This is a genomic window from Sphingomonas sp. Sphisp66, from assembly GCF_047324325.1.
Classification (GTDB): domain Bacteria; phylum Pseudomonadota; class Alphaproteobacteria; order Sphingomonadales; family Sphingomonadaceae; genus Sphingomonas.
The window spans coordinates 2,266,326-2,289,061 of sequence record NZ_CP168508.1 but is presented as its reverse complement, the minus strand read 5'-3'; the positions used below and the strand labels follow the sequence as shown (position 1 = coordinate 2,289,061).

The window sequence follows — 22,736 nt, the reverse complement described above, 5'->3', positions numbered from 1 at the left end:
CATGACGATGTCCTTCGAAGATGCCGCCCACGCCCTGGTCGAGGTCGGCCGCCGGCTCGATGCGCGCGGCTGGGCCCCTGCCACCGCCGGCAACTATTCCGTCCGCCTCGACGATGGCAGCATCGCCGTCACCGTGTCCGGCTGGCACAAGGGGCGGCTGACTCCCGCGGGCATCATGCGCGTCGATCTCGAAGGGACACCGCTCACCCCGGGCAAGCCTTCGGCCGAGACCGACCTGCATTTGTCGATCTACCGGCTTTTCCCGAACGTAGGTGCCGTCCTGCACGGCCATTCGCCCGAGGCCGTGGGCATGAGCCGCGCCGCAGCCGACGCCAGCGAATGGGTGTTTGCCGGGCACGAGATGCTCAAGGTCTTCCCGGGCAACACCACGCACGAGGCCGAGATCCGCCTGCCGATCGTCGACAACAGCCAGGACATGGCGGTGATCGAGGAGGCGATCCGTCCCGCCTTGCTGGCGCCGAACGCCGCGCCGGCCTATCTTATCCGCAGCCACGGGCTCTATGCCTGGGGCAAGGACCTGGCCGAAGCCGAGCGCGTGCTCGAGGGCACCGAATGGCTGATCGCCGCCGAACTGGCCGAAAGGGCGTGGAAACGATGACCCATCTCCGCATCTTCGACGAAGCGGGCGGCGCTCCGCTCGCCGACACCCGCGACGCGGCCGAGATCGCCGCCGCGCTCCAGCCGATCGGCGTGCGCTTCGAGCAATGGCCCTCGCGCCCGCTCGCCAGCGATGCCGGGCAGGACGAGGTGCTCGAGGCCTTTGCGCCCGAGGTCGAGCGCCTGAAGGCCGAGAATGGCTATCAGTCGGTCGATGTGATCCGCATGGTCCCCGACCACCCCGAAAAGGCGAACCTGCGCACCAAGTTCCTCTCCGAGCACCGCCATTCTGAGGACGAGGTCCGCTTCTTCGTCGAAGGCGAGGGGCTGTTCACCCTGCGCGAGGGCGAGAAGATCTATGCCGTGCTGTGCGAGGAGGGCGACCTGATTTCGGTCCCCGCCGGTACCCGCCACTGGTTCGACATGGGACCCTCTCCCAGGTTCACCGCTATCCGCCTGTTCACCAACGCCGACGGCTGGATCGCCAACTTCACCGGCGACACCATCGCGGACCGGTTTCCACGGCACGAGCCTGCCTAACCCAACCCGTCATCCCCGCGAAGGCGGGGATCCAGAGTCACGAAGGACATCGCTCTGCCACCCTGGATCCCCGCCTTCGCGGGGATGACGAAAGGGGTAGGGCGCCGAGAGTTGAATGACCCACACCCCTCCCAAAGCCATCCTCCTCGACATCGAAGGCACGACGAGCAGCATCAGCTTCGTCGCCGACGAGCTTTTCCCTTATGCCCGCAAGCATCTCGCGGCTTTCGTCGAGGCGAACCCGGAAGCCGCCGCGCCGATCCTGGCCGAGGTGCCGGGCGAGGATCCGGTCGCCACGCTGATCCAGTGGATCGACGAGGACCGCAAGGCGACCCCGCTCAAGACCCTCCAGGGCCTGATCTGGGCGCAGGGCTATGCCGATGGCGAATTGAAGGGCCATGTCTATCCCGACACGCCGGAGGCGCTGCGCCGCTGGACCGAGGCGGGGCTCCAGGTGAACATCTATTCCTCGGGATCGATCGCCGCCCAGAAGCTGATCTTCGGCCATTCGATCGCCGGCGACCTGACGCCGCTGCTCAGCAACTATTTCGACACCACCACCGGCCCCAAGCGCGAGGCAGATTCCTACACCAGGATCGCCGATGCGCTCGGCCTCGCGCCGTCCGGGCTGCTTTTCGTCTCGGACATGCCGGCCGAAGTCGATGCCGCGCGCGAAGTAGGGCTCCAGGCGCTGCTGATCGATCGCGCCGGCGGCCCGGCCGATGTCCATACTCTCGCGGAAGTCCTCCCATGATCCTCGAAGGCAAGCCCACGCGCTCGATCCGCCGCACCGAAGACGGCAAGGGCGCGGTCATCCTCGACCAGCGCCAGCTGCCCTGGGAGATTCGTTGGGTAGAGCTGCGCGACGTCGATGCCGCGGCGGTGGCGATCCGCGAGATGTGGACGCGCGGCGCCCCGATGATCGGCGCCACCGCCGCCTATGGCTATGCGATGGCGCTGGCGGTCGATCCGGGCGATGCCAGCCTCCAGGCGGCCTATGACAAGCTCCACGAGACGCGCCCGACCGCGATCAACCTGCGCTGGGCGCTCGACGAGGTCCGGGCCGCGGTGAAGGACCTGCCCGAAGCGGAGCGCGCCGAGGCCGCCTTCGCCCGTGCCGATGCGATCTGCGACGAGGATGCCGGGCTCTGCCGCGCGATCGGCGAGCATGGGCTGGAGCTGTTCAAGGCACTGCACGCGAAGAACCCGGACCGGCCGCTCAACATCCTGACCCACTGCAATGCCGGCTGGCTCGCGACGGTCGATTACGGCACCGCCACCGCGCCGATCTACCTCGCGCATGATGCGGGCATCCCCGTCCATGTCTGGGTCGACGAGACCCGCCCGCGCAACCAGGGCGCGCTGCTCACTGCGTTCGAGCTGCGCAACCACGGCGTGCCGCACACGGTGATCGCCGACAATGCCGGCGGCCTGCTGATGATGAAGGGGCAGGTGGACGCAGTGGTGGTCGGCACCGATCGCGTCACCCGCAACGGCGATGTCTGCAACAAGATCGGTACGTACCTGAAGGCGCTCGCGGCGCACGACAACGACGTGCCCTTCTATGTCGCGCTGCCCTACACGACCTTCGATCCCAACACCGAAAGCGGTGCCGACATCCCCATCGAGGAGCGCAGCGCCGAGGAACTGACCCGGCTGACCGGGCCGCTGGCAAGCGGGGAAATCGGCACTGTCCGGGTAACCGATTCCCCCGCCGCCAATCCAGCATTCGACGTGACGCCCGCACGCCTGGTGACGGGCTACATCACCGAGCGCGGGGTGCTGGACCGGATCTGAGGTTCATGTGCCTGTTCCCCGGCGAAGGCCGGGGCCCAGTTGCAATGCCGACAGTGAGGTGCCGGCCCCTCTCGAAATGCGCCGATACCGGGCCCCGGCCTTCGCCGGGGAACAGTATTGGCCAGGGTTCGCCGCTCAGCGCGGCTCGGTCTTCACCGTCGTCGTGGTGGTGGTCGATGCCGCCGGGCGGGTGACCGTCGTGGTGGTCTTGCGCACCGGCTTCTTCACGACCTTGCGCGTGGTGGTGCGCGCCGAGGAATAGGTGCGCGCCGGCTGGGTCGTGGTGGTCTCGATCGTGGTCGCGACCGGCTGGGCCGCCGCCGCACGCGCTGCGGCCGCATCCGCCGCCGCCGACTGGGCAGCCTGGGCCGCCGCGTCCGCGCGGGCATTGGCTGCCGCCGCATCGCTCTGCGCGGTCACCGCCGCATCCTGCGCGGCCTCGCGCTGGCTGGCCTCGGCCGCGGCACTGGCCGAGGCATTGGCCGCTGCGGCCTGCGCGTCGCGGCGCGCGTCACGCTCGGCGGCGATCGCATCGCCCTTGTTGCGCTCGGCTTCGGCAAGCGCCTGGTCGGCCAGGCCCGAGGCGCGGCGCGCCTCGTTGATCGTCGAATCGCGATGGTCGCGCGCCATCTGGTCCTTGGCGACGCGCAGCGCCTCCTGCGCCTTGGCCATCGATTCGGTGGCATAGGTTTCCGCGCCCGCAGTCTGCGCCGCTTCCACCTTGGCGGTGGCCTCTGCGATGGCAGTGCGTGCACGGTCGATACGGCTCTGGGCAAGCGACGGCGTCGCGGCGAGCAGCGCGGCCACGGCGGCGCCGCGCATCAGCAGCTTCATGTTACGCATGGTACAACTCCAGTTTGTCCCGCGGCCGGCGAACGTGCCGGAAACGAGCCGAGTTGCGCCTTGCGCGGTGAAGCGGACTTTTACGTCGGTGAAATGCCGCGCGCCCGAGTCGTCGGATCAGCCGGCGAGCCGATCGCGCGCTTCGGCGATTCGAGTGATTGCGGCATCGAGCGTCGCGTCCTCCTTGACGAAGCAGAAGCGCAGCACGTTGGTCACCGCGTCCTCGGCATAGAAGGCCGAGACCGGGATCGAGGCGACGCCCGCCTCGTCGATCAATTTGTTGGCGAAGCTGACATCGTCGAGGCTGATGTCCGATGCGGTGAGGTCTACCGAGAGGAAATAGGTCGCCGCGCTCGGCAGCACCGTGAAGCCCGCGCCTTCGAGCCCGGCCTTCAGCCGGTCGCGGCCATGCTGGAAGCGGTGGCGTGCTTCCTGCACCCAGGCGTCCTGCGTCGCGAGGCCCTCGGCCACGGCCCATTGCAGATTGGGCGGAGTGGTGAAGGTGAGGAACTGGTGGGCCTTGGAGATCACCCGGGCGAGGGCAGGGGCGGCGCAGATCCAGCCGACCTTGAAGCCGGTCAGCGCGAAGATCTTGCCGGCCGATCCGATCTTCACCGTGCGCTCGCGCATGCCGGGGAAGCCGATCAGCGGCAAATGGCGCGCGCCGTCGAAGGTGACATGCTCCCAGACCTCGTCGCAGATCGCGATCAGGTCATGGCTGACGCAGAAGTCCGCCAGCATCGCCAGCTCGTCCGCGCCGCACATCGTCGCGGCGGGGTTGAGCGGGTTGTTGAGCAGCAGCACCCGGGTCTTGCTGGAGACCGCCGCTTCGAGCGCCGCCTTGTCGATCTTCCATTCGGGCGGGCTCAGCCGCACGAACCTGGGCACGCCGCCCGCCTGGCGGATCAGCGGCACATAGGCGTCGTAGAGCGGCTGGAAGCAGATCACTTCGTCGCCGGGGCTGACACAGGCGAAGATCGCCGCGGCCAGCGCCTCGGTGGCGCCCGATGTGACCACCACTTCCTCGGCGGCGAGGTTGAGCGCCTGGTGGCGTGCGTAGTGGTCGGCAACGGCACCGCGCAGCTCGGGCAGGCCGATCATCGGCGGATACTGGTTCGATTTCTCCAGCATCGCCTTCGCCGCCGCCTGCAGCACCGCCTCGGGTCCGCGCCCGTCGGCAAAGCCCTGGCCCAGGTTGATCGCCCCGGTCTCGCGGGCGCGGGCGGACATGGCTTCGAAGATGGTGGTGCCCATCCGGGCGTAGAGCGGGTTCATGGAGCAAGCTTGTGGCGGCTTGCATCTTGGGGTGCAACCGCCGCATTAGGCCGGCGTTCAGGCTTGCATCAATAAAGGAAGATCATGAGCAAGACCCCGCCCAAGCCGCAGGAAGCCCGGTCGCCCTATCCGATCGAGGAGGCCCCGCACGATCATCACGACGAGGGCAGCGAGGCGCTCCAGGCGGTGAAGGACATCGCCGAGGCGAAGAAGCGCTGGAAGCCCGATGCCAAGCAGATCGGCATGGGTGCCGCGATCGGCATCGGCTCGGCCGCGATCGTCGCGGGCCTGCTCTATTGGCGCGGCGGCAAGAAGTAATCGCTTCCCCGCGGCGAACCATCTTCGTCGCTCGATCCACCTCCTACGTCGCACCGCGCTCGTGCTCTCGTGCCCTTCCGGCCACAGGGTTCGAGTGCCGGCGTGACCTGAACCCGACAGTTGCGCCGGCATACATCCCTGTGCCGGTCCGGAACGACGCCCGTATCGGTGCCTGACGGGCGTCCCGCTGGCCGGGGCGCCCGTCCTGGCCGCTATCGCGCCGCTACCACCGATGCGCGGATGTGGAAGAGGTTGCTCTCCACCTCGTCCATCTGGACCGGCCCCTGCATCCGATATCCGTCCGCCGCGACCACCTTGGCCAGCCCGCCAAGCAGCATCTCCTGGCGCCTGGCGAGGAATTCCTCCCCGGTCGGCGGCGGGATCGTCGCGGTGACGGCGCATCCGCGCGCGTCGCAGCTGAAATCCACCTTCTCGAGCAACGGATAGGCCTGGCGGACATGCGCGATCACCTTGTCCGGCATGACCGGTGCATTGGCCGGCACGATGACCGCGGGCGCCGGCGCGTCGCTCGCTGCCGCCACCGGCGCGCTGGTGATCACCACGCCCTCGGCAGGCGGCTTGCTCCCGCCCTCAGCGCTGCCCTGGACGAACCAGAGCCCGGCCAGGGCGAGCAGGCCCGCGCCGCCCAGCGCGAGCATCGGCAACTTCATTCCCATGGGCACCTCGATGGGGTTCCACCCCGCGCCGCCGGGGGTGGGGGGCGGCGCGGGGTGGAGAGGGTCAGCAGATGGTCGAGCCGGCCGGGCAGCCCGGCGAGTTCGCGCCCGAGTCGGTGTTCGGATCGAACCCCGGGGTGATGCTGCTGTTGACGGTGGCAGCGAGGACGCCCGAGAAGCGGGAGTCCTTGTTGTCGAAATTGCCGCTGCCGAAATTATAGTTGGCGATGGCGTTGCGGACGCTGGCCGACGGATAGCCGTTCCAGCTGATCAGCGGCTGGATCAGCCACTGGCCGGTGCCGTTCTCGGGCGGCTCGTCGCCATTGTCGGTCTTCGAGAAGCGCCACAGGTGCGAGAAGCCCCAGGTCTCGTAGTGATAGACCATCTTCACATGCTGGCCGGTCGAGTCGCTCTGGAAGCGCAGCTGGCCGCCGCTGGTCGCACGGGTTTCCCAGCCGCCATGGTTGCCGCGGGTGACGCCGACGACGCTGCTGTTGGTGCCCTGGTCGGTGGTCCAGACGATCACCGATTCCCAGTCATAGGCGTGCGAGAAGTCCGACTGCCAGAAATAGCTGTAGACGCGGGCGCAATAGCCGTTGTTGCAGCGTGCGCGGACATAGACGTTGCTCGTCGTGCGGTAGTTGCCGTTGCGGCACGAGGCGGGCGGCAGCGTGGCGTAGGTCGAGGCGCCCGCGCTGATCGCGCCCGATGCGTTGACGGCGGGGACGTTGAAGCAGACGTCGGTGTCGAAGTCGATCGCCGGCTGGAAGCGCTTGTCGAGCGCGGTGGCCAGTTCCGGTAGCGGCGCGACCGGCGCCGGCCAGCCCTGTGCCTGAGCGGAATGCGGCGACAGCATCGCGAGCGCCCCGAAGGTCGCGACCGCCAGCATTTGAATTTGGCTCTTCATATAATCTCCCAATGCAAGACAATGTGGAGTCAAGTCGCGCCAGTTCGTTTCCGCAATCAGTATTGCGGATGTATTATTTGATAATATTTATAACGAATCGCGCATTATTTAATTCGCGCGTTACTGTGAAAATATTGTTGCAGTATTCGAATTGAAATCTTCGTAACGATATTATTCATGGTCTTCCGGCGCTATTGCGCGCGCCGGGACGTTTCCTCAGCCCAGGCGCGCATGTGCCCTCAGAAGGGAGACGGGAGATCGCGAATATCAGGACAAAGATTTTTTTGCGGCCGGAGCGGCAGGTCAGCTGCTCGACATTGCGCCGCGATACACCGGATCCTCGAGCGCCCGCCCGGCGCCGTTGGCGACGCACATCAGGGCATTCTCCGCGACCATGACCGGCAATCCGGTTGCCTTGGACAGGACATCGTCGAGATTCGCGAGCAGGCTGCCGCCACCGGTCATCACGATGCCCTGGTCATAGATGTCGGAGGCCAGCTCCGGCTCGGTCTTCTCCAGCGCGGAGTGCACCGCCTCGACGATCTGGGCGGTGAGGTCGGCAAGGGCGTTGGCGATCTCGCCCTGATTGACCTCGACCTCGGAAGGCATGCCCTTCACCAGGTCGCGGCCCCTGACCTTGGTCGTCAGGCCGATGCCGTCCTCGGGAAGCTGGGCGGTGCCGATCTCGACCTTTATCCGCTCCGCGGTGGCTTCGCCGACCATGAGATTGTGCTTGCGGCGGATCGCGGAGGCGATCGCCTCGTCCATGCGGTCACCGCCGACGCGGATCGAGGCGCTGTACGCCAGGCCCTTGAGCGACAGGACGGCGACCTCGGTCGTGCCCCCGCCGATATCTACTACCATGACGCCGAGCGGCTCGGTGATCGGCAGGCCGGCACCGATGGCCGCGGCCATGGATTCCTCGATCAGATAGACCTTGCCGGCGCCAGCATTGGTGGCCGCCTGCTGGATGGCGCGCCGCTCCACCTGGGTCGCGCTGCTGGGAATGCTGACCGCGATCTCCGGACGGCGGCCGATCCGCATCGGGCGGCCACCAACCTTGTCGATGAAGTATTTGATCATCTGCTCCGCCACCTCGACGTCGGCGATCACGCCGTCGCGCATCGGACGGATCGTGCGGACATTGTCGGGCGTCTTCCCGAGCATCAGCTTCGCCTCGGCGCCGACTGCCCGTACCCGCGAGATGCCGCTGGTCGTTTCCATCGCCACCACCGATGGTTCGCTGAGGACGATGCCGCGGTCCCGCAGGTAGATGACTGTGTTTACCGTGCCGAGGTCGATCGCGAGGTCGTGGGAGCCGCCCGAGAAAAAGCGAGGAAATTGCATCAAGTTCAATCTGTTGGGATCGCGTGCGCTGCGCAGGATTGCGGAGCGCGATATCGATCGCGCGGGCCGCTGCGGTGGGCCGGTGCCGGGGAGGGGTCAAGCCATTATCCGTTGGGATGACCCGCAGCAGCGCCGATGTGAGCGTGATCGTGCGACTGGGTTTTTGGCGCGCCCGGCTGGATTCGAACCAGCGACCACGAGCTTAGAAGGCACGTGCTCTATCCAACTGAGCTACGGGCGCGCGCCGGATGCCCCTAGCGTGGATTGCGCGGCAGCGGAACCGGGATCATAGATGCCGCATGAGCGAGGGGAACGGGAAGCCGGCGCAGGTCGCCGCGAACACGCTGCGCGGCGGGCATTTCCGCTATTACGACTTCGTGATGGCCGCCTTCGTGGCGATCATCCTGCTGTCGAACGTGCTCGGCGCAGGCAAGGTCTCGCAGGTCTGGCTGCCGATCTACAATGATTACTGGCCATTCGGCGCCGGCATTCTGTTCTTCCCCGTCTCCTATGTGATCGGCGACGTGCTGACCGAGGTCTACGGCTATGCCCGCGCCCGCCGGGTGATCTGGGCGGGCACCGGCGCGGTGCTGTTCATGGCCTTCATGTCCTGGGTGGTCGTCGCGCTGCCGCCGGCACCGAGCTGGGGCAACCAGGCGGCGTACGAGACGATCTTCGGCCAGGTGCCGCGCATCGTCCTCGCCTCGGTCTGCGCCTTCTGGGCCGGCGAGTTCGTCAACTCCTATGTCCTTGCCCGGATGAAGATCTGGACCAACGGCAAGATGCTGTGGACCCGCACGATCGGCTCGACGATCGCGGGCGAGGGGATCGACAGCCTGATCTTCTATCCGCTCGCATTCCTCGGCGCCGCGGGCTGGACCACCACGCTGGTCATCCAGGTGCTCTTCACCCAATGGGCGCTCAAGGTCGCCTGGGAAGTGATCCTCACGCCGGTCACTTATCTCGTCGTCGGCTTCCTCAAGCGCCGCGAGGGCGTCGACGTGTTCGACAAGGGCACCGACTTCACGCCCTTCGCCACCCGGGTGTGAGCCAGTGAGCCCGCTGCAATCGGCCAAGTTCTGGCTGATCCAGCATGTCGGCCTCGCCAAGGACGCGCTCCACATCTATGTCGGGCTCACCCTGTTCCTCGGCGCGGCGCTGGCCTTTCGCTGGCCGCTGCGGAGCTGGAAGCCGCTGGCCGTGGTGCTTGCCGCGGCGCTGCTTGGCGAGGCCTGGGACCTGCGCGACAGCCTGGTCCATCACACTCGCATCGATCTCTGGGGCAATTGGCACGACATCTGGAACACGATGTTCTGGCCAGTCGTGCTGCTGCTCCTTGCCCGCACTACCAGGCTCTTCGGGCGCGACACTTGCGAATACCCGAAGGAGTAAGCTGACGCGCGCCGACAACGCTGGCATCATTTCCCGCGAATTCTCCAGGAGGGCAGCATGACCGCGACGACGGAAGAGACTTTCGGCAGCACGGGGCACGTCAACATCTTCTTCCGCTCCTGGCTGCCCGAGGGCGAGCCGCGCGCCGTAGTGGTCATCTGCCACGGGGTGAACTCGCATGGCGGCCAGCATGAATGGACCGCCCAGCGCTTCGTCGAGAAGGGCTATGCGGCCTATGCGCTCGATCTGCGTGGCCGCGGCCGCTCGGAGGGCGAGCGCTTCTATGTCGAAAACGTCTCCGACTATGTCGACGATGTCGCCGGCACGATCGCCATCGCCAAGTCGCGCCATCCGGGGCTCAAGGTCTTCCTGCTCGGCCACAGCGCCGGCGGCGTCACCTCCTGCACCTATACGCTCGACAATCAGCACGAGCTCGCCGGCTTCATCTGCGAGAGCTTCGCCTTCCAGGTGCCGGCCCCCGGCTTCGCGCTCGCCGCGATCAAGGGGCTCAGCCACATCGCGCCGCATCTCGGCGTGCTCAAGCTGAAGAACGAGGATTTCTCCCGCGATCCCGAATGGGTCGCGAGGCTCAACGCCGATCCGTACATCAAGGACGAGGTCCAGCCTGCCGCCACCGTGGCCGCGCTGGTCCGCGCCGATGAGCGGATGCGCAAGGAGTTCGACACGATCACGATCCCGGTGATGATCCTGCACGGCACCGAGGATCACGCCACTGTCTGCCATGGCAGCGAATTCTTTTACGAGCATGTCGGGTCGAGCGACAAAACTCTGAAGATCTATAAGGGGCATTATCATGACTTGCTTGCCGATCTCGGCAAGGAAAGTGTGATGGCCGATATTATGCAATGGGTTGAAGCGCGAACGTAACGAAAAGACTTTTGCGTAATTTACGTACTTGCAAAATATAACCTAAGTTACTTCGAAGATATTTGGCAGGTCCGTGATTCTCCGGTGCTGGGCACTCTATAATGCTCCGAGCAGCAACATTTCGTTGCAGGTTCTGAGAGAATGCCCATGCACTGGTTCGTCGCTAACGCACCTATCCGCCGGAAGCTGCTCGTAGCGTTCGGCTCGATGACGGCGCTCGTCGCGCTCACCCCGCTGACCCTGTTGTTGTTCCCGGCGCTTGCCCTGGCCGTCGGCATCGCCGCCGCCGTGGCGGCCGCCGGCCTCAGCGTCTGGTATCGCAAGGCCATTGCCGACCCCTATGTCACCACCGTGGTGCGCATGGAGGCGCTCGCCGCCGGCGATCTCGCCAGCCCGATCCAGTTCACCGAATATCGGGACTGTGTCGGCCGGCTGACCAAGGCGATGTTCACCTTCCGCGATACCGCCGCCGCGCAGATCAAGCAGAACGAGGAAGCCGAGCATCACGGCGAGATCGTCCGCGGCATGACCGGCAATCTCGAGCGCCTCGCCAAGGGTGACCTGACTGCCGACATCGTCGAGGAATATCCGGCGACCTATGCGAAGCTGCGCGAGAATTTCAACGCGGCGCTTGCGTCGCTGCGGACCCTGCTCGGCGCCGTCACCGAAAGCACCTCGGCGATCCGCAACGGATCGGGCGAGATCGCCCAGGCGTCGGAAAGCCTGGCGCGCCGCACCGAGGCGAATGCCGCGAGCCTCGAGCAGACCACTGCCGCGATCAGCCAGATGGACCAGCGCCTCAAGGCGACCGCCGAGGCCGCCGGCCGCACCGTGGCGCGTGCCGATGGCGCCACCGCGACCGTCTCGGGCGGCCGCCAGGTCGTCGATGAGGCGGTGCAGGCGATGAACCGGGTCAATGACAGCGCCAAGGGCATCGACAGCGTCATCGAGGGGCTCGACAAGATCGCCTTCCAGACGCGCGTCCTCGCGATGAACGCGGCGGTCGAAGCCGGCCGTGCCGGTGAGGCGGGCAGGGGCTTCGCAGTCGTTGCCGATCTCGTCTCCGCGCTCGCCATGCGTGCCGAGGAAGAGGCCGGGCGTGCCCGCGAGCAGCTCACCGCTACCCAGGTCGATATCGTCGCCGCGGTGGAGATGGTCGAGAAGGTCGACGGCGCGCTCGCCCATATCGCCGAAGAGGTGAGCGGCGTGCACACGTTGCTCAACCAGATGGCGGCCGACAACCAGGCTCAGTCGACCGCGGTCAGCGAGATCAGTAGTGCGATCGGCGTGATGGACCAGTCGACCCAGCAGAATGCCGCAATGGTCGAGGAAACCTCGGCCGCCGCGCGCAACCTCACCGTCGAGGTCGCCACGCTCGCCGAGCAGGCGGCGCGTTTCCAGGTGACGGGTGGGGGGCGTCCGATTTCTTTCCCGGCGCCCGGGCTGTCCGCCTCGAACGGCGCCTTCGCCAGCGCGGTGCACTGAGTAGCTGGCCACCATGCATTCTAGGTTCGTCACGGAGTAGGGCGGTCGCGGTTCTTTTGCGGCCGCCTTCCTTGTCTCATGAGAGAGACGCATGTCCTGACGCACCTTACGATTCGACGTAAGTACCTATTTGGATAAATCTAGTTCATCGGGACTGCGCAGCACTTTTCCGAAGTGATGCTCCCAAAGCCGCGCGCCGAGATCCGCGCTGCGGTCTAGTGAGGAACCGACGCTCAGCCATTGCAGCAGGGTGGGCTGCAGTCCGGCGTCGAACAGCATGAAGCCTGCTGCCAGGCAGCAAGTGTCCGCCTGGATGCCGCAGACATATACGCGTTCCGCCTGCTGCGTGCGCAGATGGTCGATCAGTTCAATTGGCGGAAGATAGCCGTGCTTCACGAAGATGCGGTCGGCCGCGACAAGGCTCTCGTCGTCGGGTGCGGGTTTCCAGCCGAGCTGGCGCTCGAACGGCGTCACCGACTCATCGTGCCGCTCGACCGTTGCCACGGTGTAGAGGGTCCGGCTCAGCGCGCGGATGCCCTCGACTATCGCATCCGGCACGGCAAAGCTCGGCTGGACGTCGACGACCAGCATCGCAATTCCGGGGAGGGTGGGGCGCTCTGCTGGCAGCGGCCCCGGCACGCAGGCCTCAGGCCACCGCTTCGAGCAGGCCCTCGAACAGGCGGCGGCCGTCGGTGCCGCCATGCGCGGCTTCGATGCGGCGCTCGGGGTGCGGCATCATGCCGAGCACATTGCCGGCCTTGTTGAGCACGCCGGCGATGTTGCGGGCCGAGCCGTTGATGTCGGCGGCATAGCGGAAGGCGACGCGGCCCTCGCCCTCGATCCGGTCGAGCGTCTCGGCATCGGCGAAGTAGTTGCCGTCATGATGCGCGACGGGAACGGTGATCTGCTCGCCCGAGCGATAGGCCGAGGTGAAGATCGACTGCGAATTGTCGACCGTCAGCGGCACGTCGCGGCAGACGAAGTTGAGGCCCGAATTGCGCATCAGCGCGCCGGGCAGCAGCCCGGTCTCGGTCAGCACCTGGAAGCCGTTGCAGATGCCGATCACCGGCGTGCCCTTGTCGGCCGCCTCGATCACGGCCCTGACGACCGGCGAACGCGCCGCGATCGCGCCGCAGCGGAGATAGTCGCCATAGGAGAAGCCGCCGGGCAGGGCGATCAGGCCGAGGCCGGAGGGCAGCTCACTCTCGCCGTGCCATACCATGGCGGGCTTCACGCCCGTCACCGCCTCCAGCGCGACTGCGATGTCGCGATCGCAGTTGGAGCCCGGAAAGACGATGACCGCGGTCTTCACAGCTTTTCCACCCGGTAGTTTTCGATGACGGTGTTGGCGAGCAGCTTGCGGCACATCTCGTCGACGGCCTCGTCGCTGGTCGAATCTGCGAGCTCGAGCTCGAAGATCTTGCCGGCGCGGACGTCTTCGACGCCGTCAAAGCCGAGGCCGCCCAAAGCGTGCTGGATGGCCTTGCCCTGGGGGTCGAGCACGCCGTTCTTCAAGGTGACGATGATGCGGAGCTTCATGGCCAGCGCCTATGGCGCGGAGTGCGCCGGGCTGCAACCCAAAGCGCGTCATTTTCCATGCCTAAATGCGCGTCATCCCGGCGAAAGCCAGGATCTCAGGCGAAGGCGCTCGGAAAGAGCCGCACGAGATCCCGGCTTTCGCCGGGATGACGGTATTGGTTTGGTGATGGGGCTAGGGCTTATTTGCCCCGGCGCTTCCGGTGGCTCTCGAGGTCCAGCACCGCCGAATCCTCGCCCTCCGGGAACAGGCCCAGCCGGCGCGCGACTTCCTGATAGGCTTCGACTTCGCCGCCCAGGTCGCGGCGGAAGCGGTCCTTGTCGAGCTTCTCGCCGGTGGTCATGTCCCACAGGCGGCAGCCGTCCGGGCTGATCTCGTCGGCCAGGATGATGCGCGAATAGTCGTTGTCCCAGATCCGGCCGAACTCGAGCTTGAAGTCGACCAGGCGGATGCCGATGCCGGCGAACAGGCCCGAGAGGAAGTCGTTCACACGGATGGCCATGTCGGCCATGTCGTGCAGCTCTTCCTGGCTCGCCCAACCGAAGCAGAGGATGTGCTCGTCGGTGACCAGCGGGTCACCCAGCGCGTCGTCCTTGTAGTAATATTCGATGATCGTGCGGGGCAGCGGCGTGCCTTCCTCGATCCCGAGCTTCTTGGCCAGCGAACCGGCGACGACGTTGCGCACCACCACCTCGATCGGGACGATCTCGACCTGGCGGATCAGCTGCTCGCGCATGTTGAGGCGGCGGATGAAGTGCGTCGGGATTCCGATGCCGGCGAGCAGCGTGAAGACGTGCTCGGAGATCCGGTTGTTGAGCACGCCCTTGCCGTTGATCGTGCCCTTTTTCTGGGCGTTGAAGGCGGTCGCGTCGTCCTTGAAATACTGGATCAGCGTGCCGGGTTCGGGACCCTCGTAAAGGATCTTTGCCTTACCTTCGTAGATCTGCCGGCGGCGTGCCATCGGGTGCTTTTTCCCCTGGAAAGTCATTGCCCCGGCGGCACGGGGAATCCGCGCACGTGCCGGGGCGAGAGGCGGCCTATAACGAAAGGGGCGCTGAGGCGCAATCACACATCCTCGTTAACGGCCCCCAATCCGGCACGGCGCCACTGCCGCAGCCAGGGGCGTGCCGCGAACAATGCCAGCCCGGCCAGCAGCGCCCAGGGGCCGAGGAAGATCACCAGCAGCAGCAGCGTCTGCCCGACTCCGAGCACCGCCGCACCCGACTGCGCCACCGCGTCGCTCAGCCGGCCGAGAAAGCCCTGCGGCGTCGGCGCCTGCACCGGCGCGGTTACCGGGACATAGCTCACCGAGAAGTTGGAATAGGCGACGCGGCCGCGCAGCTCGCCCAGCCAGCCCCTGGCCTGGTCGAGCTCCTCCTGCGCCTGGGCGACGCTGCGCTCGGCCTCGACCAGCTCGCCGACCTTGCCCTGGCGCCCGCGCAGCATGTCGGTGAGCCGGGCGACGAGGATCTCGCGCTGGCGGAGGCGGGCGTCGGTGTCGACCAGGTCGCGCGAGACGTCCTCCGCCGAGATCTGCGTATCGACCGCGCGACCGCCCGCCTTGCCGATCATCTGGGTCAGGTCGCCGGCAAAGGCCTGGCCGAGCGGGCTCGCCACGCGCAGCTTGAGGAAGGCGCTGGTCGCGCCGTCGTCATTGGCGGCGCGCTGCATCGCCACCAGCTGGCAGCGCGGGCCCAGCCGGTTGCAGAGGTCGAGATGTGCCTGTTGTGCGCCGGCAATGGCGGCGGCGGGCAGGCGGTAGGCGAGGGTGAAGTTGTAGGCGAGCTGCGGCACGCTGATCGGGATCGCCGCGGCGCCGGTGGTGGAGTCACCCGGCGGCGAGACGGAGTTGCGCACCGAGGATGCATAGGATCTGGCGATGTCGCTCTTCGGCATGGCCGGGGGCGTCGTGGTCAGCAATGGCGTCTGGACGTCATAGGTCGCGAGCTTCTGTCCCTCGCGGAACTGGGTGGAGCCGATCAGGCTCGCGCAGGTGATCGCCACCAGCAGCGCGGCGAGTCCGCCGCTCACCACCAATATCCGTCGCTTCGGTTTCAGCATGACCTCTCTCCCTCTGTTATGAATGTTATAACATCACATAATCGAGCCAAAAACAAGCGGGGCAACCTGCGCTGCCCCGCTTGCCTCCCTAGAAACCGTATCGGATGGGATCAGGCCGTCTCAGCCGGCTTGCTGCGCTTGCGCCGCACCAGCAGCACTACCGGGATCGCCAGCAGCACCCAGGGGAGCAGGTAGATCGCCAGCGTGAGCAGGGCGCGGATGCCGATGAGGAAGCTGGCGAAGGATCCTTGCCCTGCCTCGGTCAGCTGGCCCGCGACGCTGCCCGAATTGGTCGCCGGCGCAATCGCCGAATAGCGGATCTCGAAGTCCGACATCGCGACTCGTCCCTGCAATTCGGTCAGCCAGCCACGGGCCTGGTCGAGCTCCTCCTGTGCCGCCGCGACGCTGCGCTCGGCTTCGACCAGCTCGGAGACCTTGCCCGAGCGGGTGCGCAGCACCTCGGTAAGCCGGGCGACGAGCAGTTCGCGCTGGGCGATCCGCGCCCTGGTGTCGACGATCTGCTTGGAGACGTCGTCGGTGGAGACCTTGGTGCCCGTTGCCCGCCCGCCGGCATCGGCCGCGGCCTTGCCCAGCGCGTCGGAAAAGCGATTGGCCTCGTTCGTCGCCACGCGCAACTTGGTCAACGCGTCGCCGGTCTTGTCCTGGCTGTCGTCGCGCTCGAAGGCGAGCAGCTGGCAGCGTGCAGGGCCCATGTCCTCGCACAGCCGACGATGCGCATCCTGCACCGCGCTCAGCTTGTCGGTCGGCAGCAGATAGCCGAGCGAATAGCTGTAGGCGAGCTGAGGCAGGCTGACCTTCACCTTGTCGGCGGCAGGCCCCTTGGCATCGCCTGCCGCCTCGCTGGCGGGCTGGGTCATCTCCTGGGCGCTGACATCGCGCTGGCCGGTCTGGCCGTTGTCGGCGCCGGAGCATCCCGCCAGCGCGCCACCAAGCAAAAGCAACGGAATAAGACGCTTCATAATCCCTCCTTGCCACAATATGGCCATAATCCATCACGGAGGTGGGATATGAGTCAAGCCATAATTTAGCCTTATTTGGGGCGAGATTGTGGCGGGCGACGCAAAAGCGCCCGCGCCGGTAACCCGCTTTGGCGGGAACCGGTCACGGGCGCTGCCTTGTCGGGCTGTCAGCGGCTTTTAGGCGTGCTGGTCTTCTTCATCGCGGGAGAACCAGCGCTGGATCAGGTTGCGATTGTCGCCGCGCCCGCGCTGGTCGCGGCCGTCATGCGCGCTTTCGTAGCTGTCGTCATGGCGCGGTTCGGGATCGGAGCCCACGGCGCGGCCATGGATGATCCAGCGCAGCAGCAGCACCACCGCCAGCATCAGCAGGCACCAGGGTCCGATGCTCGCCAGCAGCTGGACGAGCTGGGCGACCGAATTCTCCAGCGTCTGCCCGGCGGTTCGGAAATTCGCCTCGGACGAGCCCAGGCCGCTCAGCGCGCTGCTCGATTCATAGGTGAACAGCATCGGCGCATTGGCCAACGTCTGGCCCTGGCTCGCCTCCACCTCGGCGATCATCGACAGCGCGTTCTGCAGGCGCGCGGCGCGGGCCTGGCCGTCGGGCGAGGTGCTGGCGCGGGCATTCTGCAGCTGGTCCTGCAGCCGCTTCACCACCGCGACGCTGCGCGCCGTGGCGGTCGAGTCCGCGCCGGTTATCTCGGTATCGACCAGCACGCCGTCCGATCCGGTCACGTTCTTGGTCACCGCGTCGCCGAATGCCCGGGCGATCGACGGATCGATGCGGATGGTCAGCACCGCGCGCGTCTTGTTGCCGTCGTCGACGCGGTAGCGCATCGAGAGGATGCGGCAGCGCGCCGGGCCGATCCGGTCGCAGGCATCGGCATTGGACTGGAGCACGCCCTTCACCCGGCTTCCGGGCAGGCGATAGGCATAGCGATAGTCGAAGCCCGTGCCGGTCGAGGCGAAGGCCTCGGCATTGGCTGCCGAAGCGAATTCGGACTTGTCCTTGCCGTCCGCCGGGCGATTGAGATCATCGCATCCAGCGAGCAGCGCAAGCGCCGCCAATGCCCAAACGACTCGCATGGGTTCCTCCCTGTTCCTTGACCAAGGAGTAACCATATTTTGTGACGGGCCCAACCCGCCCGAAACGCACCGGCTTTCCCTTTTCGGGATCGCGCCGCGCGATATCAGCAATGCTTATGGGTTGGCGGGCGGCGTTGCAGGCCGCCCGCCTCTTCGCCTTCCGAGGGATCAATCAGGGACGGGCGGAGATCCGGACGGCGCCGCCCTGCCGGGCGACGGCCTGCTGGCGCGCTTCCGAGACGCGCTCGCGCAGGAGCGCCTTGCAGCGCAGCGCACTGGGAGACTCGGTCACATAGCCGGGGCGGGTGGCCGGGCATGCCTTGTCGATCGCGCGGGCCAGCCGCCGGTCGAGCACGCTGCGGCCCTCGGCGCGGGACAGGTCGAGATCCGCATAGGAAACGCGGACGATTTCGTGGTTCTGCGCCTTCGCGGCCAGCGGTATCAACGCGGGCGAAAGGATCAGGGCGAGGGGGATCAGGGTCTTCAGCATGGCTTGTTCCTTTGGATGCGCGCCATGTTCGGCACCCCCTCCATCTGCGCCCGAACGCGCCGGCGGGCCAACAAATCATTGGCCAACATCCATAAGCTGTGCTTGTATATTCTGATGCGTCGCCTTCCGCCCCTGTCCGCCGTCCGCGTGTTCGAGGCCGCTGCCCGGCACGGCAACTTCACCCGCGCCGCGGGGGAACTGGGCATGACCCAGGCGGCGGTGAGCTATCAGATGAAGCTGCTCGAGGAGCGCGTCGGCGCGCCGCTGTTCGCGCGCAGCGGGCGCGGGATCGCGCTCACTGATGTCGGCCGCCGGATCGCGCCGCAGATCACCACTGCCTTCGATGCGATGGGCGACGCCTTTGCCGCGGTGCACGCCGAAAGCGAGAGCGTGATGCGGATCACCGCGCCGCGCACGCTCGCCACCAACTGGCTCGCCGGCCGGATCGGCTCGTTCCAGCTCGCCCGGCCCGAGCTGGCGGTGCGGCTGCACGTCGGCGACGAGATCGTCGATCTGCTGGCAGGGGAGGCCGATGTCGGGCTGCGCGGCGCGCCCGGCCCGATGCCGGGGCACAGCTGCCATTTCCTGATGGGCATGCCCGTGGCGCCCTTTGCCAGCCCGGACTTCCTGGCGCGGCACCCGCCGGTGCGCACGCCGGCCGATCTGCTCGATCTGCCCCGGCTGACCTATAACGACGATTGGTGGGACCTGTGGTTCGCCGCGGCGATGGGCGAGACGCCGGCCTATGTCGATCTGGCCGGCGTCCGTTTCGATTCGCAGATTCTCGACGGCAATGCCGCGATTGCAGGCCACGGCATCTCGATTCTCAGCCCGCCGATGTGGCTGCCGGCGATCGCCTCGGGCCAGCTCGTCCAGCTGCTCCCGCAGATCACCGCCCAGTATCGCAATGCCTTCTGGCTGATGTATGCCGAGAACAAGCGCAACCAGCCCAAGATCCGCGCCTTTCGCGACTGGCTGCTGGAGGAGGTGAAGACCTCGATGGCCCACGACCCCTGGGGCGCGCTGGTGCCGCCGGAGGGCCGTCCGGCGGACTGACAGGGGGATGGGGACAAGCCATCCCCCTGCCGCGCATGCGTTCTAGAAGCGCACGCCGATGCCGGTCAGCAGCTGGTGGCGATCGTCGTGGCCCAGATAGTCGTCAGTTCGCGTGAGGCGATATTCGGCCTTGGCATAGACGTTCTTGGTCAGCTTCTGCTCGATGCCGGCGCCCACGCGCAGACCATTGGCGGTGCTGGGACCATAGTCCCGGCCGTCGCTACCGTGAGTCTCGTAGCGCAGGTCCGCCCAGCCGGCCTTGGCAAAGATCAGCGTCTTCGGGCTCAACGCGTAGCCGATGCGGGCAGAGACATCGATGTCGCGTGCCGCGTCGGTCTTGAAGGTAGTCGACCCGGTGCCCGGGAACGGCCCGACCTTGGCGCTGCCCGCGACGACCCAGCCGATACCGCCTTCGACGCCGATGGTGACCCGCTTGCCGATAGCCACGTCATAGCCGACCGCGCCGCCCGCGCGCAGCCCGGTCAGTTCGCCGCCGGAAAGCGCATCGTCGCTGCTCTGGTCGAGGCCGATCGTCGCCTCGACGCGCGGACCGGCAAAGGCCTTGGCGGGCGCCTGTTCGGTTTCCTGAGCAAGGGCAGTGTTCGCGCCAACGAGGCAAGTCGCGGCGGCGAGTATCAGGATCGAATTACGCATGTTGCTCACTTTCGTTAAGTTCCCCTGTGTATTTCCGGGACGGAGCAGTTTTTTAGATCCCGTAATATATTGAGATAATTTTTTGGGAACATGCGCGGTATTGAAAGTGAAGTAGGTTCGTAACGAATGGTTACGGAATCTATTGTGGCGTCGACGTGGCGAACCGATGTGACAGATCGCCACATTCTTCCAGGCATGTGCCATGCTCTTCTCTCGGAGGCGCAGGCCGAAAATGGCAGGTCCGTGGCGCAAAGCTGGCCTCGCCACTGGCAAAGTTGGAAATGTTCTGCTTTAGTTCTGGAATGCGGCCTTATCCCGAACCTCATGCCCCGCCCTTGGCTTTATCGGCTCTCGCGCACGCGTGTGGAGATTCAAGGGATTCAACATTTCTCCGCGGGCGTTTCGGTAAAACCACGGGAAATTCGATAGTTAGCCGCTCGGTCAGCTGCTCGAATTTTCCAACGCCCAAGCGTTCGGTTGAATGTCGCCGCGCCCCGGCTTGGCGCTTGGCCTTTGCTGCTGCTATCCGGGATGGGCAATGAGCCTCGACACCGACATCCAAGACCCCGGCGCGCCTTCCGACGTTCCCTTCGACAGCGCGCTTTCCGAGCGGTACCTGGTCTACGCGCTCTCCACGATCACGGCGCGCTCGCTGCCGGACGTCCGTGACGGGCTGAAGCCGGTCCACCGCCGCCTGCTCTGGGCGATGCGGCTACTGCGGCTCGATCCGGCGAGCGGCTACAAGAAGTGCGCCCGCGTCGTCGGCGACGTGATCGGTAAATATCACCCGCACGGCGATCAGTCGGTCTATGACGCGATGGTCCGCCTCGCCCAGACCTTCGCGCTGCGCTACCCGCTGGTCGACGGCCAGGGCAATTTCGGCAATATCGACGGCGATAACGCCGCGGCCTATCGCTATACCGAGGCGCGGCTGACCCAGGTCGCCATCGACCTGATGGACGGGCTCGACGAGAATGCCGTCGATTTCCGCCCCACCTATAACGGCGAGGACGAGGAGCCCGAGCTCTTTCCGGGCCTGTTCCCGAACCTGCTCGCCAATGGCGCCGCCGGCATCGCGGTCGGCATGGCGACGAGCATCCCGCCACACAATGCCGCCGAGCTGATGAATGCGGCGGTGGCGCTGATCGACAATCCCCAGGCCAATGTCCTCGACTATGTCCAGGGGCCCGACCTGCCGACCGGCGGCATCATCGTGGACAGCCCGGCGGCGATCGCCGAGGCCTATGCCACCGGCCGTGGCGGCTTCCGGGTGCGCGCGAAGATCGAGAAGGTGACCGAGAAGGGCGGGGGCTGGCACCTCGTGGTCTCCGAGATCCCCTACGGCGTCCAGAAGGGCAAGCTGATCGAGGGTATCGCCGACCTCATCAACGAGAAGAAGCTGCCGATCCTCGGCGATGTCCGCGACGAGAGCGCCGAGGATATCCGCATCGTGCTCGAGCCGCGCAGCCGCACGGTGGTGGCCGAGGACCTGATCAACAGCCTTTTCCGTCTGTCGGACCTCGAAGTGCGCGTGCCGCTCAACCTCAACGTGCTCGACAAGCACCGCACCCCGCGGGTGATGAGCCTCACCGAGGCGCTGCAGGGCTGGCTCGAGCACCAGTTCGTGGTGCTGCGCCGCAAGTCCGAGCACCGGGTGGCCAAGATCACCGACCGGCTCGAGCTGGTCGGCGGCTACATCATCGCCTTCCTCAATCTCGACCGGGTGATCGAGATCATCCGCACCGAGGACGAGCCCAAGCCGGTGATGATGGCCGAGTTCCAGCTGACCGACCGCCAGGCCGAGGCGATCCTCAACATGCGGCTGCGCTCTTTGCGCAAGCTCGAGGAGATGGAACTCAAGCGCGAGCGCGACGCGCTGGAGAAGGAAAAGGCCGATCTCGAGCTGCTGCTCTCCTCGGATGCGCGCCAGCGCACCCGGATGAAGCGCGATCTCGCCAAGATGATCGAGCGCTACGGCCCGGAGACGGCTTTGGGCAAGCGCCGCACCCTGGTCGAGGAAGCGGCGCCGGCGCGCGAGATCCCGCTGGAGGCGATGATCGAGCGCGAGCCGATCACGGTGATCCTCTCGGCCCGCGGCTGGATCCGCGCGATGAAGGGGCATGTCGAGGACCTGTCGGGCGACGCGCTGAAGTTCAAGGAAGGCGATTCGGCTTTCCTGGCCTTCCACGCCCAGACCACCGACAAGCTGCTGCTGGCCGCCGACAATGGCCGTTTCTACACGCTGGGCGCCGACAAGCTGCCCGGCGGGCGCGGGTTCGGCGAGCCGGTTCGGCTGATGATCGACCTGGAGGGCGAACGGAACATTATCGCCCTGCTGCCGTCGAGCCAGGCGCCGAAGCTGCTGGTGGCGGCGGATGACGGCCGCGGCTTCGTGGTGAAGGTCGAGGACGTGATCGCCGAGACGCGCAAGGGCAAGCAGGTGGTGACGCCGCGCGCCGGCGCGCATCTCAAGCTGGTCAAGCCGATCGGTGCCGAGGACGATGCGGTGGCGGCGGTGGGCGACAACCGCAAGCTGCTGGTCTTCCCGCTGTCCGAAGTGGCGGAGCTTGGGCGCGGGCAGGGCGTTCAGCTCCAGCGCTACCGCGATGGCGGGCTGAGCGACGTGCGGACCTTCAGGATGGTCGACGGGCTGAGCTGGGCGATGGGCGGCGAGAGCGGCCGGACGCGCAGCGAGACCGATCTTTCGCCCTGGCGCGCGACGCGCGGCGCGGCGGGCCGGATGGCGCCGAACGGCTTTCCGCGCGACAATCGTTTCTAGGGCGACGTA

General features: G+C 66.5%; 25 protein-coding genes and 1 tRNA gene. 11 read left to right on the top strand and 15 right to left on the bottom strand.

Annotation, left to right across the window (positions count from 1 at the left end; genetic code table 11):
• Position 1: 1 nt before the first annotated feature.
• From ACEN8G_RS11095 to mtnA, 4 genes are all read left to right on the top strand, one after another.
• Entirely contained in the window at positions 2–619 is a 618-nt protein-coding gene (locus ACEN8G_RS11095; RefSeq protein ID WP_413415613.1) for a methylthioribulose 1-phosphate dehydratase, read from the top strand.
• Positions 616–1,158: a 1,2-dihydroxy-3-keto-5-methylthiopentene dioxygenase gene (locus tag ACEN8G_RS11090; RefSeq protein WP_413415614.1), complete on the top strand. Its 543-nt coding sequence runs from the start codon at positions 616–618 to the stop codon at positions 1,156–1,158. The genes ACEN8G_RS11095 and ACEN8G_RS11090 overlap by 4 nt, the downstream gene beginning before the upstream one ends.
• Positions 1,159–1,273: 115 nt before the next feature.
• Positions 1,274–1,912: an acireductone synthase gene (mtnC, locus tag ACEN8G_RS11085; protein WP_413415615.1), complete on the top strand. Its 639-nt coding sequence runs from the start codon at positions 1,274–1,276 to the stop codon at positions 1,910–1,912.
• Entirely contained in the window at positions 1,909–2,955 is a 1,047-nt protein-coding gene (mtnA, locus tag ACEN8G_RS11080; RefSeq protein ID WP_413415616.1) for an S-methyl-5-thioribose-1-phosphate isomerase, read from the top strand. The genes mtnC and mtnA overlap by 4 nt, the downstream gene beginning before the upstream one ends.
• 135 nt (positions 2,956–3,090) lie before the next feature.
• Here mtnA and ACEN8G_RS11075 read toward each other — a convergent pair whose 3' ends face one another.
• Both ACEN8G_RS11075 and ACEN8G_RS11070 read right to left on the bottom strand, forming a co-directional pair.
• On the bottom strand, positions 3,091–3,798 hold the full coding sequence (locus ACEN8G_RS11075) for a hypothetical protein (protein WP_413415618.1): 708 nt from the start codon (positions 3,796–3,798) through the stop codon (positions 3,091–3,093).
• A gap of 117 nt (positions 3,799–3,915) precedes the next feature.
• On the bottom strand, positions 3,916–5,073 hold the full coding sequence (locus ACEN8G_RS11070; protein ID WP_413415619.1) for an aminotransferase: 1,158 nt from the start codon (positions 5,071–5,073) through the stop codon (positions 3,916–3,918).
• A gap of 84 nt (positions 5,074–5,157) precedes the next feature.
• On the opposite strand from ACEN8G_RS11070, the gene ACEN8G_RS11065 reads away from it, so the two are divergent.
• On the top strand, positions 5,158–5,391 hold the full coding sequence (locus ACEN8G_RS11065) for a hypothetical protein (protein WP_413415620.1): 234 nt from the start codon (positions 5,158–5,160) through the stop codon (positions 5,389–5,391).
• Between the two features lie 212 nt (positions 5,392–5,603).
• Here the strand turns inward: ACEN8G_RS11065 and ACEN8G_RS11060 are convergent, their stop codons facing one another.
• From ACEN8G_RS11060 to ACEN8G_RS11045, 4 genes are all read right to left on the bottom strand, one after another.
• Complete coding sequence (locus ACEN8G_RS11060; protein WP_413415621.1) at positions 5,604–6,062, bottom strand: hypothetical protein; 459 nt, start codon at positions 6,060–6,062, stop codon at positions 5,604–5,606.
• A gap of 70 nt (positions 6,063–6,132) precedes the next feature.
• On the bottom strand, positions 6,133–6,957 hold the full coding sequence (locus tag ACEN8G_RS11055; RefSeq protein WP_413415622.1) for an NPP1 family protein: 825 nt from the start codon (positions 6,955–6,957) through the stop codon (positions 6,133–6,135).
• A gap of 321 nt (positions 6,958–7,278) precedes the next feature.
• A complete protein-coding gene (locus ACEN8G_RS11050; RefSeq protein WP_413415624.1) occupies positions 7,279–8,322 on the bottom strand; it encodes a rod shape-determining protein in 1,044 nt (347 codons plus the stop codon).
• Positions 8,323–8,486: 164 nt separating this feature from the next.
• Positions 8,487–8,563, bottom strand: a tRNA-Arg gene (locus ACEN8G_RS11045).
• 58 nt (positions 8,564–8,621) lie between these two features.
• Between ACEN8G_RS11045 and ACEN8G_RS11040 the strand changes: the two genes are divergently transcribed.
• The 4 genes from ACEN8G_RS11040 to ACEN8G_RS11025 all read left to right on the top strand — a co-directional run bounded on the left by ACEN8G_RS11040 (position 8,622) and on the right by ACEN8G_RS11025 (position 12,087).
• Positions 8,622–9,371 (top strand): queuosine precursor transporter, encoded by a 750-nt coding sequence (locus ACEN8G_RS11040; protein ID WP_413415625.1) that lies wholly within the window; start codon positions 8,622–8,624, stop codon positions 9,369–9,371.
• 4 nt (positions 9,372–9,375) lie between these two features.
• Positions 9,376–9,714: a hypothetical protein gene (locus ACEN8G_RS11035; protein ID WP_413415626.1), complete on the top strand. Its 339-nt coding sequence runs from the start codon at positions 9,376–9,378 to the stop codon at positions 9,712–9,714.
• A gap of 57 nt (positions 9,715–9,771) precedes the next feature.
• Positions 9,772–10,602 (top strand): alpha/beta hydrolase, encoded by an 831-nt coding sequence (locus ACEN8G_RS11030; protein WP_413415627.1) that lies wholly within the window; start codon positions 9,772–9,774, stop codon positions 10,600–10,602.
• Between the two features lie 147 nt (positions 10,603–10,749).
• Positions 10,750–12,087 carry a methyl-accepting chemotaxis protein gene (locus tag ACEN8G_RS11025; protein WP_413415628.1) on the top strand — a complete coding sequence of 446 codons (1,338 nt, stop codon included), beginning with the start codon at positions 10,750–10,752 and terminating at the stop codon, positions 12,085–12,087.
• A gap of 126 nt (positions 12,088–12,213) precedes the next feature.
• Here ACEN8G_RS11025 and ACEN8G_RS11020 read toward each other — a convergent pair whose 3' ends face one another.
• The 8 genes from ACEN8G_RS11020 to ACEN8G_RS10985 form a co-directional block, all read right to left on the bottom strand.
• Complete coding sequence (locus ACEN8G_RS11020) at positions 12,214–12,678, bottom strand: cysteine hydrolase family protein (RefSeq protein ID WP_413415629.1); 465 nt, start codon at positions 12,676–12,678, stop codon at positions 12,214–12,216.
• Positions 12,679–12,733: 55 nt separating this feature from the next.
• On the bottom strand, positions 12,734–13,399 hold the full coding sequence (gene purQ / locus ACEN8G_RS11015; protein WP_413415630.1) for a phosphoribosylformylglycinamidine synthase subunit PurQ: 666 nt from the start codon (positions 13,397–13,399) through the stop codon (positions 12,734–12,736).
• Complete coding sequence (purS, locus tag ACEN8G_RS11010) at positions 13,396–13,626, bottom strand: phosphoribosylformylglycinamidine synthase subunit PurS (protein WP_413415631.1); 231 nt, start codon at positions 13,624–13,626, stop codon at positions 13,396–13,398. The genes purQ and purS overlap by 4 nt, the downstream gene beginning before the upstream one ends.
• Before the next feature lie 179 nt (positions 13,627–13,805).
• Positions 13,806–14,585, bottom strand: coding sequence for a phosphoribosylaminoimidazolesuccinocarboxamide synthase (purC, locus tag ACEN8G_RS11005; protein WP_184165459.1), 780 nt, complete (start codon positions 14,583–14,585; stop codon positions 13,806–13,808).
• Positions 14,586–14,689: 104 nt separating this feature from the next.
• On the bottom strand, positions 14,690–15,685 hold the full coding sequence (locus tag ACEN8G_RS11000) for a DUF4349 domain-containing protein (protein ID WP_413415632.1): 996 nt from the start codon (positions 15,683–15,685) through the stop codon (positions 14,690–14,692).
• Between the two features lie 110 nt (positions 15,686–15,795).
• The gene (locus ACEN8G_RS10995) at positions 15,796–16,665 is read right to left on the bottom strand and encodes a DUF4349 domain-containing protein (RefSeq protein WP_413415634.1); all 870 of its coding nucleotides are present in this window, start codon (positions 16,663–16,665) and stop codon (positions 15,796–15,798) included.
• 177 nt (positions 16,666–16,842) lie between these two features.
• Positions 16,843–17,748, bottom strand: coding sequence for a hypothetical protein (locus tag ACEN8G_RS10990; protein WP_413415635.1), 906 nt, complete (start codon positions 17,746–17,748; stop codon positions 16,843–16,845).
• A gap of 172 nt (positions 17,749–17,920) precedes the next feature.
• The gene (locus tag ACEN8G_RS10985) at positions 17,921–18,238 is read right to left on the bottom strand and encodes a UrcA family protein (RefSeq protein WP_413418331.1); all 318 of its coding nucleotides are present in this window, start codon (positions 18,236–18,238) and stop codon (positions 17,921–17,923) included.
• Positions 18,239–18,352: 114 nt separating this feature from the next.
• On the opposite strand from ACEN8G_RS10985, the gene ACEN8G_RS10980 reads away from it, so the two are divergent.
• The gene (locus tag ACEN8G_RS10980; RefSeq protein WP_413418333.1) at positions 18,353–19,294 is read left to right on the top strand and encodes a LysR substrate-binding domain-containing protein; all 942 of its coding nucleotides are present in this window, start codon (positions 18,353–18,355) and stop codon (positions 19,292–19,294) included.
• 42 nt (positions 19,295–19,336) lie between these two features.
• Here ACEN8G_RS10980 and ACEN8G_RS10975 read toward each other — a convergent pair whose 3' ends face one another.
• Positions 19,337–19,948, bottom strand: a complete 612-nt coding sequence (locus ACEN8G_RS10975; RefSeq protein ID WP_413418335.1) for an outer membrane protein — start codon at positions 19,946–19,948, stop codon at positions 19,337–19,339.
• Between the two features lie 538 nt (positions 19,949–20,486).
• On the opposite strand from ACEN8G_RS10975, the gene parC reads away from it, so the two are divergent.
• Positions 20,487–22,727 carry a DNA topoisomerase IV subunit A gene (parC, locus tag ACEN8G_RS10970; RefSeq protein ID WP_413418337.1) on the top strand — a complete coding sequence of 747 codons (2,241 nt, stop codon included), beginning with the start codon at positions 20,487–20,489 and terminating at the stop codon, positions 22,725–22,727.
• The last annotated feature ends 9 nt before the right edge of the window (positions 22,728–22,736 follow it).